General features: G+C 57.8%; 9 protein-coding genes and 2 pseudogenes. 3 read left to right on the top strand and 8 right to left on the bottom strand.

The features are described 5' to 3' along the window. Positions 1–299: 299 nt before the first annotated feature. The 5 genes and pseudogenes from NKH80_RS22140 to NKH80_RS22120 all read right to left on the bottom strand — a co-directional run bounded on the left by NKH80_RS22140 (position 300) and on the right by NKH80_RS22120 (position 6200). Positions 300–1535 (bottom strand): NAD(P)/FAD-dependent oxidoreductase, encoded by a 1236-nt coding sequence (locus NKH80_RS22140; protein ID WP_352993476.1) that lies wholly within the window; start codon positions 1533–1535, stop codon positions 300–302. 494 nt (positions 1536–2029) lie between these two features. Then, entirely contained in the window at positions 2030–2335 is a 306-nt protein-coding gene (locus tag NKH80_RS22135) for a pantoate--beta-alanine ligase (RefSeq protein WP_352993474.1), read from the bottom strand. Further along, positions 2325–2546: a pantoate--beta-alanine ligase gene (locus NKH80_RS22130; RefSeq protein ID WP_352993472.1), complete on the bottom strand. Its 222-nt coding sequence runs from the start codon at positions 2544–2546 to the stop codon at positions 2325–2327. Before NKH80_RS22130 ends, NKH80_RS22135 begins: the two co-directional genes overlap by 11 nt. A 199-nt stretch (positions 2547–2745) precedes the next feature. Continuing rightward, positions 2746–4206, bottom strand: coding sequence for a M20/M25/M40 family metallo-hydrolase (locus NKH80_RS22125; RefSeq protein WP_352993490.1), 1461 nt, complete (start codon positions 4204–4206; stop codon positions 2746–2748). Between the two features lie 967 nt (positions 4207–5173). Then, positions 5174–6200 (bottom strand): annotated as a pseudogene (locus NKH80_RS22120) (IS110 family RNA-guided transposase). 356 nt (positions 6201–6556) lie between these two features. Here NKH80_RS22120 and NKH80_RS22115 point away from each other — a divergent pair. The 3 genes from NKH80_RS22115 to NKH80_RS22105 all read left to right on the top strand — a co-directional run bounded on the left by NKH80_RS22115 (position 6557) and on the right by NKH80_RS22105 (position 10069). Then, the gene (locus NKH80_RS22115; RefSeq protein ID WP_352818407.1) at positions 6557–7570 is read left to right on the top strand and encodes an ATP-grasp domain-containing protein; all 1014 of its coding nucleotides are present in this window, start codon (positions 6557–6559) and stop codon (positions 7568–7570) included. A 410-nt stretch (positions 7571–7980) separates the two neighbouring features. Further along, entirely contained in the window at positions 7981–9237 is a 1257-nt protein-coding gene (gene ectB / locus NKH80_RS22110; protein ID WP_352993470.1) for a diaminobutyrate--2-oxoglutarate transaminase, read from the top strand. Beyond that, entirely contained in the window at positions 9230–10069 is an 840-nt protein-coding gene (locus NKH80_RS22105) for a 2OG-Fe(II)-dependent halogenase WelO5 family protein (protein ID WP_352993468.1), read from the top strand. The genes ectB and NKH80_RS22105 overlap by 8 nt, the downstream gene beginning before the upstream one ends. A 1014-nt stretch (positions 10070–11083) precedes the next feature. Here NKH80_RS22105 and NKH80_RS22100 read toward each other — a convergent pair. From NKH80_RS22100 to NKH80_RS22090, 3 genes and pseudogenes are all read right to left on the bottom strand, one after another. Continuing rightward, complete coding sequence (locus NKH80_RS22100; protein WP_352993466.1) at positions 11084–11233, bottom strand: transposase; 150 nt, start codon at positions 11231–11233, stop codon at positions 11084–11086. Between the two features lie 11 nt (positions 11234–11244). After that, the gene (locus NKH80_RS22095; RefSeq protein ID WP_352993464.1) at positions 11245–11604 is read right to left on the bottom strand and encodes a hypothetical protein; all 360 of its coding nucleotides are present in this window, start codon (positions 11602–11604) and stop codon (positions 11245–11247) included. Between the two features lie 100 nt (positions 11605–11704). Further along, positions 11705–11959, bottom strand: a pseudogene (locus tag NKH80_RS22090) (sigma factor-like helix-turn-helix DNA-binding protein); the annotation flags it as partial. Positions 11960–12484: the final 525 nt, after the last annotated feature.

Below are 12484 nucleotides of genomic sequence, written 5' to 3'. Positions count from 1 at the left end.
TTTCCGGACTGGGGAACTACCTTCATGTCAATGCCACGCTCAAGCATGTAACGGGTGATGCGCGAGCACGCGAGACCCAGGGAGTCGCGGTCAAGCGCCAGGGAGTGGTTTTCGGCTGGAGCCGACACGGAGGCCGAACCGAATAAGCGGGTGCGCCAATGGCGGCAGCAAACATCGGACGGGCCCAGCGATTCATTCAACCCTCCTACAACTAGGTTGCATTGTACCAATTTCCAAATGGACTATATCATTTCCGTGACATAGCACAAGATTAAACTTTGCGCATAGGCTCACTGCCTTTACCGCACCCGATAAGGAGCCCAGGAAATTCGGGGCGTGCGGCCCGCGACGAGGTCGCAGATAATGGTCGCGGTCATTGGGGCGCCGCTGATGCCCATGTGACCATGGCCAGTCGCGAACAGGATGGCGGCATGCTTGGGATGGGGACCGATGATCGGCAGGCTGTCCGGCGTCGATGGTCTTACGCCCATCCAATCGGTCACCTGGTTGATGGGTATGTCTGGCAGCATAGCGCGGGCGCATGCCTGCAGCTTGTTGCTCTGCGCTGCGTCGCGCGGCGCATCGGGCGCATCGAATTCGGCGATGCCTACAATGCGCAGCCCTTCGTTGAGCGGCGTGGCGACAAAGGCCGAAGCTGCGTCGGTGACGGGGCGACTGATAACACCTGAATTGCCGGGCACGGTGATGTGATAGCCACGCTCGCTAGCCAGCGATAGGGAAACTCCAAGGCAACGCGCGAAGTCGCGGCTGGCGATACCAGCTGCGATGACCACTATGTCGCAGCGGTGGGGCCCCGTATTTGTCTGAAGCGTTACACCTTCTGTGCCGGGTTCTATAGCTTCGACCTGCGCCGTGCGAATTGAAACGCCAATCGCAGCGGCTCGATCCATCAGGCCCTCCACCAGGGCCAGAGGTGAAGTCACATGGCCGCTGTCGGGAAAGAAGATCCCGCGTCGGTAGTTGTCAGACAAAGCGGGCTCCAAGTCGTGCAGCTGCTCGGCGTTGAGCCTCTCAAAGGCCACATCATGCCTGGCCCTCAGGCTATCCACCATCGCATCCAGAGCGCCGGGTGATGCATCGCGCCAGACATGCAGAGCGCCGCTCGGCCGGAACACCCGTCTCCAGTCGGTATCGCCGAGCATGTCGCGATAGAGTCCGGCACACGGGGCGTTGAGAGCGTGCAACGCCGCATAGGCTGCCTTCCAAGCTTTTGGGCGTCCGGTGCGCAGGAAGCGGATGAGCCATGGGAGTGTGCGGGGAAGCTCACGCGGGGCGAGGCGGACCGGGCCTTTAGTGTCAGCGAGCCAGCGCAGCGCATGCCACAGGACACCGGGATGAGCCATGGGGAAAGACGAGCCCGCATTGTATTGGGCGCCGTTGCCCCAAGAGCAACCATGGCCGATGCGACCCTCCTCGATCACGGTGACACGGTGTCCTTCCCGCGCCAGCATAAGCGCGCAACTAACGCCGATTACGCCCCCGCCAACGACAGCGACGGAACGTTGTTCAGCCATGGGATTTCTCCTGTTTGTAGCTGCCCTGCTTAAGGTCAGCATGAAACTGTCTAAGAGAGATGCAGGCGATCTTCGTGGCTCGCTCCCTCATCCTTGGGAAGGCACTAGTGCAAATTGCACATTTATCCTCCAATTGATCTACTACATACATCACTTTAAATAGTGTTCAATGCCGTTTTTCGCTCTCCACCAAAGGCCTTGAGGGACTGAAAGACGCCTGGAATGGCGGGCCACCGCGCCTCGGCCACCGGTGAAGCAGAATGCCAGCTCGGGTAGACTTCGATTAGCCGCTATGTCCGGATGCTTCTGCAGCGACCCAGCGCCTCGCGCCATCGAAGAGCCGTCAGACGGGATGACCAGTGCGCGGGACCTCGGATACCCGTACTGGTTAAAAGCAAACACCAAGGGCAGCGGGAAGAGCAATGCCCAAGCCTCAGCACTCGGTTTCTGGCTCTCGACAATGCCGGTCCACCATCCAATGCCAGTGGCGACAATCACGGCTTCGCTCCGGACCGAAGACCATGACAATCCTCCGGCCGCGCTGCGTCCGCGGGAAACGCCAATCGGCATAGCCGCAATACTCGTCGTGGGCCGCGCTTCAGATGTGCTCGATCCGCTCCTCCCGTGTCATCACCCTCGATGCGTGCAGCCGCATCGAACACGATCGCGGCAAGCTTAGGTGCGACCTGCCGCTCTGACGCCGATAAGCGCAGGTTGCGCGACGAGAGCGCCAGCCCGTCAGGTTCACGGACGGTGGGGCACGGGACGATGCCGATCGGAATGTCCAGATCATGCGCCATGCGCCGCACCACGTGCAACTGCGCTCTTGGCTGACGCCGTCCACCGTAACAGTGGGGCGAATCCGTCCGGGTACATCTCCAAGCCATCCGGCGCATAAAGCAGGCGCGCGCTGAGCGGCGCCAGCTTGGCGGCATCCTCGCGCTCGGTGCGCTGATAGGCGGCGAGATCGGCCTGGCTGTTGAACTGCTTCGGATTGACGAAGAGTGTCACGATCACCCTGTCGGCGCGCTTAAAGATCTGAAGCGATGTGCGAGAGTCTTGTGAGGTTGATTGCAACCGCCGGGCGCGAGGCGGAGTTCAGCGCTCCGCGCGCCTGCAGCTTTGTTGCGCCTCCCAACCAGCGACGCCCTTTCGGAGGACCGTCTCGGCCGAATTCGATCCACCGGGTGAGCCGCGCGATCAAGAGGCCCTAAGCAGGTCGGGCCAGCCGTCCGATGATTCTGGCCCAGCTCCGTGCGCCTTTTTGGAAGCATTTTACATTGTACTTTTCGTTTGGAGAGTGGATACGATCATCATCCAATCCGAAGCCAATCGGAAGGCAATCCATGCCAAGGACACGACTCAGTGAAGAGACAATAGGAATTGATCCGCCTGACCCCATGAACACGGTGGGCCGCCCCCATTCCTCCTCGAGAGCTGCTGCTGCTGCCTTCAGGTAAGGTGATCGGGGATCAATACTGAAGGCTTTGCGACTGGCTTCTTTCACTTTCGTTTCAAAAGAACACGATTCATCCTCGCCGGACAAACCGGTGTTGTCTTTGTTGAGGAACTCCACTTTACAATCCTGTGGCACCCGGGACAGGATGAACGAGCGAAGCGAATCTAAAATCTTCTCAGGATTCTGTCCTGGGACCAGTCGACAAGAAATCTTCACAGACGCTCTCGAGGGAATAATCGTCTTACCGCCAACACCCTGGTAACCGCCAGTAATGCCATTAAACTCACAGGTTGGACGCTCCCAAAGTTGTTCCAGCGCGCTATATCCCTTCTCTCCTGCTGGAACTGCAAGACCTACGTCGCCAAGGAATGCATCGGTGTCGAAGTCCAGCGCTTCCCATTGCTTCTTCTGATCCGGCGGGGGCGGTTCGATACCATCATAGAAACCGGGTACAGTGACGCGCCCATCGGCGTCATGGAGATCAGCAAGGACATGCACGAGCGTCCGGATAGGGTTCAATGCAGGCCCGCCATACTGGCCGGAGTGCAGATCGCGGCTTGGGCCCGTGAGAATGACCTCAAGACCGACAATGCCTCTCAACCGGACTGTAATTGCAGGAGTATCTTTATCCCACTGTACGACATCGCAGATGAACGCGAGATCGCAAGTGATCTCGCTTCCATGCCGAGCCAAAAATTCTGGAAGGCTTGGTGAGTCGGATTCCTCTTCACCCTCAAGGAGAACCGTCACGCGGATTGGCAGCGCGCCTGCCACCTGCTTCCACGCTCGTAAGGCTTCGAGAAACGTTGAGAATTGTCCTTTGCTATCTTCCGCCCCCCGCGCGACGATCACTTCCCCGTTACCTGACTCGAAGTCCAACCATGGCTCGAATGGAGGTTTAGTCCACAGGTTCAGAGGATCCGACGGCTGCACGTCATAGTGGCCGTAGAAGAGTATATGAGGCTTTCCTGCGCCATCGGCTGGCCCATCGTGCGCCACGACGATCGGATTCCCGCTCGTCTCGCGTAGACTCGCTTCAAAACCGATTTCACGAAGCGTTGCGGCGCACCATTCCGCAGTTGCTCTGCAACTTTCCTTATAGGCAGGGTCGGTTGAGACACTGGGTATCCGCAACACCTCAAAGAGTCTTGCGAGCGCAGCGTCTCGATTGTTGTCGATTGCATCAAGAACGGCTTTAAGATGGTCAATCATGGTTTTCATCTCGTCGCTATCGTTAATCTACTATCCGCGAGTGAGTACCGTTCCACGTTACACCCGAGCTAGACATAGTGCTGGCGCATCGAAATGCTATCCGTGTACAAGGAGCGCTTTGCAGACCTACATTTCTTCATCTCATGAACATAAACGATCATCGTCACCCTTTTGCCCGACCCGCTTTCACCGACCACGCCCAGAAGTTCACTGCGATTAAGGTGGAAATTTACCCCGTTGGCCGCGCAGGTTCTTGTTCCGCGAGACCAGAAGACCGTCTGAAGGTCAGAGACTTCCAAGACGGGCGCAAAGTCTCCGCGTGCTCTGGCACTTCCAAGTCGCTTGCACCTCGCCCTAAGGTGCTTACAACATCACTCTCCCTCATGGCTGCGCTCATCATGCCAGTCTATTAGGGAGCACTCGGAATCTGTTGCGAGCCGGTTAAGCATAAGGCGATGCCCTTCTGATTCTTGATCATCGTTCTGCACTCTATTATTTGCTTAGCCCACGATCTTCCGGCAGCTAAATTACCCACTCGGTCGAAGTATTCGCGAAGATGGAGGCGCGCACAATCATCTGCTCGTGAACCGTAGCAAGAGATAGAGGGCCTAAGTCAAATCTAGTGTGTGTATTGACGTCATCTGGTTTTGAGATAGAGAGAGCTTGCAAACGCTAAGTGTCCTCTCTGATTGGGGTCGTCGAGGTCAAGCTGCTCCTGTTCTTTTTCCGGATCGTATCGTCCGCGGGTCACGCGCTTCTCTTCGCGGTCGGCGCTTGGGGCCGCCGCATGATGGGATCAGGAGAGCGAGACGTCTCAATCTGTTTCACGACCTTGCGAACCTTGGTTCGGCAGGTTCGGGACACTCAACGAGATCGCCTCGCCCATCGTCCCCACGGAACGATCCGGGCATCGACCTTTCGGAGGAAAGCTTTGTTCGTGTTCTTTGCTCCTTTGATCTGTCTCGGGTCACGCCGCCAGTGCGGCAGGCTCCTTTCCAAAGCGGAACTCGGTCGCGTGGGTCCACATGCGATGCAGGATGACGGCGAGCTTGCGGGCGACTGCTACCCGGGCCCGCGCCATGCCGCGGCGTTTGGCGAAGTTCATGCCCCAGGCGCGCAAGCTCGACCATTTCTTCGAGCGCACGAGCAGCGAATGCGCCGCCTCGTAGAGGGCGGTGCGGGCGAGTTCGTCGCCGCAGCGGCTGACCTCGCCCTGGATGTCGGTCTCACCGGACTGGTAGCGCGCCGGCGTCAGCCCAGATGCGCTCCCACCGCCTGCGAGGAGCCGAACCGCTCCGGTCGGTCGATCGTGGCGCGGAAGGTGAGCGCCGTGATCGGCCCGACGCCGGGCGCGCTCATCAGCCGCCGACAGACTTCCTCCTTGCGGACGATGTCGAGAACTTGCTTGGTCAGGCGGGCGAACTCCTTCAGCATGACGCTGAGGATTGTAAGCAGCGGCCCGACCATCGCCATCACCTCGGCGTCAGCGCCGGCCAGTTCGTGCACACGACCGGCGAAGGCGGTTCGCGACGGCGTGCCCAGCTTGATGCCGGCCTCCCGCAGGATCGCCAGGACCACACTCTCGATGCTGCGCATTTCGTTCAGCACCGTGCAGCGGGCAACCAGGAGAGAACGCCAGAGCCGGCATTGCCGGCTCTTGACATGCACCTGCCGATACCAGCCGGTGCGCATGATCTGCGCAAGCGCGCGGGCATCGTTGCGATCGGTCTTGTTCGGCATCGTCTCATGGCCGCATTGGCAGCCCGCGGCTCGATGCAGATCGCCGGCAGGCCTTCGGCGCGCAATCCGTCGTGAAGCCAGGCCGTCAGCGAGCACGCTTCCAGGCCGATCCGCTCCAGCCGAAGCCCAACTTTTTTGCGCAGGGATTTGATCAACGCCTCCGGCTCGCTCGCCGCACGCGTCTCCTTGACGATCCGTCCACTCTCCTCGACCACGCAGATCGCAGTCTCTTCCAACGACACGTCCGGCAAAATACTTCATGGCTGCTCCTGTCGGCAGGGTGGGCGCTTACGCAAGCGACTTTCGCTTGCAGTCGTTGTCCCTCTTCCGACAACGCCAGCTATGTTGTCAGGTTCAATACACATCACGTGAGTCGCCCGACAAGGCCTTTTCGAAAGTGCAATCAGTAGGTTACAGACCACGGACAACGCTGGCACGGCGGTTGCTCTTAGGATGCTGCAAGACTGGGTGATGCTGTCATCGGATCCGAATCTCACAGCGACGGGCAGATCGTCGCCAAAAGGCGCTGATGTCGACGTAACTCTCTCGACGTGATCGAAGCGCTGACGTGCAGCTAATCGCCTTTTGGCTATCTATCTAGGAGGACGCAATGAAATTGCTCATACTGGTCAACAGTCTCGATTGCTTAGGTGACAATGATGCACTTCTCACCTGCGCGTTCCGTCGCTTCGGCTGGCGAGTAATTCTCGGGGAGATCAATGCTATTGCGGCAGATGACTACCGCTATTTCACACGAGGAGTGCTCCTGCCAGAGAATGCTGAGCCGTACTCTCCTGGCGCCGTGGCACCTGGGACTCGAGAGACATATTTTCTTGACGAATGCCAGCTGATCTGGGTCCTAGGTTCGCCCCAAGCTTGCGTGTACCGAGATGTTTGGCGAATGCTGTGGCTAGCTTCCCAACAGACGCCCTTCGTTAACAGTATTGAAGGGCTGATGTTTCTAAATAGCAAACATGCAATGGGCTATCTCGTCCCAAAAGAGAACCGAGCATTTTCATATGTATCGAATGATTTTACGTCGCTCTGGGAGCGCTATCAGCAGGCCCGAGATCAATGGTGGGTGGCCAAACCGCCAAATTCCGGATGCGGAGAAAACGTCTTCTTACTTCCTCAACACGGACCAAACGTTCGAGCAATTCTCCAATGCCTTACCGGAAACACTGTCGCGCAAAGCACGATGGATTATGGCGCGCTAGGTGGCTTCAAAGCTCAGTATGCAATTCTTCAGAAGTTTATCCCGGAGGTCGCCCAAGGCGAAAAGCGCATCATCTTTACTTGTGGGAAGGTCGTTGCTTGGCATGGTCGGCAAGGCGCAGCAGATGATCACCGATCAAATATGACACAAGGAGGGATGGCAATTCCAGTCGATCTGAATTCCAATGAGATAGAGCTTGCTGAGTTGATTGGCCGAAAGCTGATGGCACATGGGATCAACTTCGGTGCCATAGATATGGCTTATCCCTACGTGATTGAATTCGATCTTGATTTCCCCGGGGGTCTATACGACGCGAAAGTGGTTTCTGGGGTGGACCGCTCGGACCAGGTTGCGAAGCTAATCATTGCTCGCTTCAAGAAGCATTGTTCTGATGATTCCATGAGGTAACGGGCCCTCGCGCCGGCGACCGAGGCGTTTTGGTGGCGGCGGTCGTCCCTCACAATGAAGGTGTGAACGGCGTCATGACCGGAGCCAGCGCCAAACATCAAAGGAGAGACGACCAGCACTCTAAACGAAGCTCGTTTCAACGCATAAACCGAGAGGTATCGGAATGCAGAGCAACGCGACGACCGTGGAGGTTTCGAAATGCATCTGCGTAGCAGATGAGCTGCCGCGCAAGTCGGGACTCCATTGTATGGCGGAAACTTTAGCGAGCATGTCGGCATGGCCAGCAGATTCTTTGCAAAGCCACCGTCCGGACTGTTCTGGCCTTCTTTTGAAACCAAAGAACAACCGCCAACCAACTAAACGCATTCAAGCGTTCTCTCGTTGAACGCTACCTGCGGAGGGACCCTAAAATGAATACCGACATTTTTACAGATTATGAATCTAACGTTCGTCGCTATGGGCTGTCTTTTCCCACGGTCTTTACGAAGGCCCTTGGGGCGACAGTCTGGGACGAGGCCGGTAAGCCTTTTATCGATTTCCTTGTAGGATCCGGCGCGCTCAACTACGGACACAACAACCCGACTATTATGGCGCCAGCAATTGAATATCTCGCTGGCGAGAATATTCTTTTGTCGCTTGACATGTATACAGCGGCAAAGCGTGACTTCATCGAAGCGTTTGTCGATTTTATTCTGAAACCCAGGGGCCTTTCTTACAAGATACAGTTTCCTGGGCCTACCGGCACAAACGCCAACGAAGCAGCGCTGGCGTTGGCGCGAAAATATACCGGCCGCTCGAGCGTCATGGCCTTCACAAATGCGTACCACGGCATGTCGCTCGGCTCTCTGGCGGTGTCGGGTTCGGCGTCGACCAGGGAACTGGGCGGCGTTGCTCGCCACGATGTGATCCGTGTCCCCTACGATGGCTATGCGAACCAGGCTTTCGATTCTGCGAGTTACATCGACTGCGTTTTGGGCGACCCGGGGAGCGGCATAGAAAAGCCTGCCGCAATCATTCTGGAGACCATCCAGGCAGAAGGCGGCATGAACACCGCATCCGCAGCTTGGCTCATAGAAATTCAGCGCATTTGCCGAAAGCACGACGTTGTTTTGATCGTCGACGACATTCAGGCAGGTTCAGGCCGAACGGGCGATTTCTTCTCGTTCGAGTTCGCGAAAATCGAACCCGACATCGTATGCCTTTCGAAATCCCTGAGCGGTTCGGGTAATCCGTTCTCCATTGTTCTGATCCGCCCCGACATGGATATATGGAAGCCCGGAGAACACAGCGGGACCTTCAGAGGCAACAATCTCGCCTTCGTGACTGCAGGGGCCATGTGCAAAATGTGGTCCGAGAGGCAGTTTACTGCAGACGTCGAGCGGACGGCCGCCAAGCTTCAAAGACACCTTGATCACCTCGTTGCGAAATTCCCCAAGTGCATCGAACAAAAGCGCGGCCGTGGTCTGATGACCGGCCTGAAGTGCCGTTCACAGGCCATTGTCGGCCGTGTGCACGATGTCGCGTTCGAAAACGGCCTGCTGCTCGAATCCTCAGGGCCAAATCGCGACGTCATCAAAGTCCTCCCGCCGATAACCATCACCGATGACGAGCTCGATCATGGCATCGCCATCCTCAGTCAGGCACTACAGGAGCAAGACAATGACTAACCAGGCATCTCAAGAGCCAGCCGTCTCCCCTTTTGTTATTAGCGAACGAACCGGCACGATCAGCACTGCGGATATCATCTCAGTCCTGAAAGGTGAGATCACCGCTCTGCACATCAAGCAAGCTTTCAGCACCGAACTAGCCGAGGAGATCACCGCGAACTTTGTTGGCAGTCCAGGTCTCAAAGAGCGTAAAGATGGCGTCCCCGGACAATATGTCGGAGCGTCACACTATAGGAAGGATGCAGTCACATATTTCGCAGAGGCGGAAACTGCGCGACCGTTCGTCGATGGCCTTTTTAGCAATTTGGTTGATCCAGTCCGCGGATTGTTCAACGCGTTGAAGCGCGAGCTGCACGACCAGGGCATTGAGTTGCGGCTGGCTCGTTCGGAACACGGTCAGGCTAATATTTGTCGCGCTCTCAGTTGGACTGGCAGTGGCACGTTTTCCTTGGAGCCCCACGACGATGTCGCTCAAGTGGCATGTGCTGGGAACGATTACGAGCTTTCTGCGGTGGCCAACAACACCGTCGCCGCACTCAATTTCTATCCGGGCATGGCCGAGGAAGGTGGCAATCTGCGGCTCTGGAGCCATAAGCCTACAGTCGCGGACCGAAAGTCGCAGGGTGTGGAGACCACTGGCTATCCCTATTCGGCAGCGTATCTCGAGGCCGTTCCTTGTCGCGACTTCCAGCTCAAGGCCGGGGATATCGCCCTAATTGACGGCGGTTTCGTCCACGGCGTCACCGGTCAATCAGGCGACGGAAAGCGTCGCCTGGTGCTGAACAGCTTTTTTGGGTTTGCACGGCCGGATCTTGTTCTCTGGTGGACCTGAAGTTGGATGTCTCGGCGACTGACCCGACCTCCGCGACAGTGAAGTGTCACATCCGTCGCAGCGGGGAGGTCCTTGTAGTCACCGCGTCACAGCCCTCGGGCTAATCCAAAGACCGGTATTATCATGGAGCCCCTGGCGGGGTTCACCATGCTGCCGGTCTCCGAAACGATCGCTAATTATCAGTCCGCGTCACTGCCTATTGCGCAGGTGATATAAGGAAGTTCTTTTCTCCACTCGCAGATTCAGCCACAGACCGTTGTTGCTGGAGGTTTCCTGAATGTTGACAGTTGTTCCCGGTGCGGAGCCGAAGACTCATCGCGACATGATGTTGAGCAAGGCAAAAGCAACAGAACAACCTGGATGGACGAACCGACGGATACTTCGCATATCGATCGGGCGTCTACCTGCCTCCGTGTGCTTCGCCAGCGCCTTCACGCCCTCTTGACTATTTTGTGTTGCTCGACGGATCGCCCCTGTCGTCGTGGCGCTCCCATGAGGAACTTGGCCCATAGCGCTTTGAACCGCGACATATGTTGAACGTATATGGACCCCGCCCGATTGCAACAGGTTGGCTGAAACCGGTTGACGGTCACAACTGCTGACGTATATCCGGCTTCTTCATGCGGCTCGATGCTCAGCGCCGCGAGCCTCGATGGGTTTTCGCCCGCTTCCACCTTAACGGCCCCCAGGCATCGGCCGAAGCCGTGCCGGTTCACACACCAGGTTCTGGAAGCGACGGGGTGCCCGTTCGCATCTCCTGCCATTTTGCTGCAATTGCCGAGGTAGGACCTCCTTCTCGCTCTCCAGGGACCGTCAGGCTGTTTTCACCGACAGGTCCGGTGATAGGCAGCATTACCCGAGAGCATCGACCAGACGATCCTCCCATTCTTTGTTGGCGAGCGCGACCCGCCGCGACGTTGGGATGGCGCGGTTGCCGCAACTTGCCAAGCCACAGGCTTCGCGGATCTTGTTTGCCGCCGGCGCGACCCAACGCGGCGCGAGCGCCATGGATCATCAGCGTGCCAAATAACGGTCGCCGCGTTTGCTGATGCCGAACAGGCGGGCCCGTCCTCCACTTGATCGCTGCTTCGGCACAAGGCCCAGCCACGCCGCGAACTCGCGACCGTTCTTGAAGCAGGTTCTGTCACCGACAGCTGCAATCAATGCCGTCGCCGTTATCGGCCCAACGCCTTCGATCTTGCCGAGGCGTTGGCACGGCTCGCTGTTGCGGAAGATTCCCGTATCCGGCTATCGTAGGATGCAATTCGCCGATCCAGTTCAGCCGGTTCCTCCCGCAGATCGCTCATGGGAGAACGCACCATCTCGCTGAGGCCGTCATCGCAGCCTGCGATGATCTCGGCGAGGCCACGTCGCAACTGCGTGATATCCCTCGGGATGACGATGCCGTGCTCGGCAAGAAGACCGCGCAGCTGGTTCACCAGTTTGACCCGATCCGATACCAAGCGACAGCGAATCCGATGGACGGCCTGCACGGCCAACTGTTCAACGGAGTTCGGCGGACCGAGTTGCGTCAAGGCGAATCGCGCGGCGCGGGGTAGCCGGTCGTCAGTTTCGTCACGCACATTTCGACCAGCGCCGCAACTTTGGCAATGCCGACACCGGTGACGATCGCCGTTCCGATACATAGCTCCAATGGGCACCGGCGCCGGGGACTTTGCGACGCCGCCTTCAGCGCCCGGAAGAGCAGAAGCTCGAGGCCTTCGTCATCCATCCCTTCAGGCAGCGGCCAGCTCAGCCCGGCAAGACGGGCGCGCTGCAGATAACCATGCACGCGCCATTGCTCACCCCAAGCGTGCGCGCGATGACGCGTTCGGTCAGGCCCTGGACGTGCCATAGACGTAAAATTTCTCTGATCCGGCGGATCGACAATCTCTGGGTTGGGCATCAGGCTTCCTCGTTTTGAAAGAGGCATCCTGTAGATCGGTTGGGGTTGTCGGCCTAAGCATCCCGCACCTCCGAAAGGTGCTCACGATCACCTGAACTCGCTGCTCACTATTGTCTGGAATCGTTGCTCATGACCCCGTGAAATCTGTCTCACGATGCGGTGAAATCCGTGCTCCCGATCGCCTGAAATACGCACCCTCAATCCTGAGAAGAAGCGGCCAAACCGACAAAGTGTCGGTTTAGTCGAGTTTACGACGCAGTGGTGTTCGGTCCGGGCCCTGCTGCACGCCTGTCTAATTTGTCGTCTGATGCAGAAAACTGGCTTTCGAGCTGTTTCTGCTCAGTTGGCACGGTTTTTGGAACTCCGTTGCTGGGCAGGAGTAGCCAGCGCTGGTGACATCTATTCACGCGCCCAAAGGAAAGAAGCACGTCAGGGCCGCACTCTGTGGGAAGGAGGTATCGGCCAATCAGCAGCTCCTCGGGCGGACGACCCTCAGCTGCGACCCCGAA

The organism is Mesorhizobium sp. M0904, assembly GCF_040319475.1.
Taxonomy (GTDB): domain Bacteria; phylum Pseudomonadota; class Alphaproteobacteria; order Rhizobiales; family Rhizobiaceae; genus Mesorhizobium.
The sequence above is the reverse complement of the archived record's forward strand: the minus strand, read 5'-3'. Positions and strand labels throughout refer to the sequence as shown.

Excerpts from the sequence above, each read along its gene's own strand:
- NKH80_RS22140 (WP_352993476.1), bottom strand. The coding sequence starts at position 1,535 with ATGGCTGAACAACGTTCCGTCGCTGTCGTTGGCGGGGGCGTAATCGGC.
- NKH80_RS22135 (WP_352993474.1), bottom strand. The coding sequence starts at position 2,335 with ATGGCGCATGATCTGGACATTCCGATCGGCATCGTCCCGTGCCCCACC.
- NKH80_RS22125 (WP_352993490.1), bottom strand. The coding sequence starts at position 4,206 with ATGATTGACCATCTTAAAGCCGTTCTTGATGCAATCGACAACAATCGA.
- NKH80_RS22115 (WP_352818407.1), top strand. The coding sequence starts at position 6,557 with ATGAAATTGCTCATACTGGTCAACAGTCTCGATTGCTTAGGTGACAAT.
- ectB (WP_352993470.1), top strand. The coding sequence starts at position 7,981 with ATGAATACCGACATTTTTACAGATTATGAATCTAACGTTCGTCGCTAT.
- NKH80_RS22105 (WP_352993468.1), top strand. The coding sequence starts at position 9,230 with ATGACTAACCAGGCATCTCAAGAGCCAGCCGTCTCCCCTTTTGTTATT.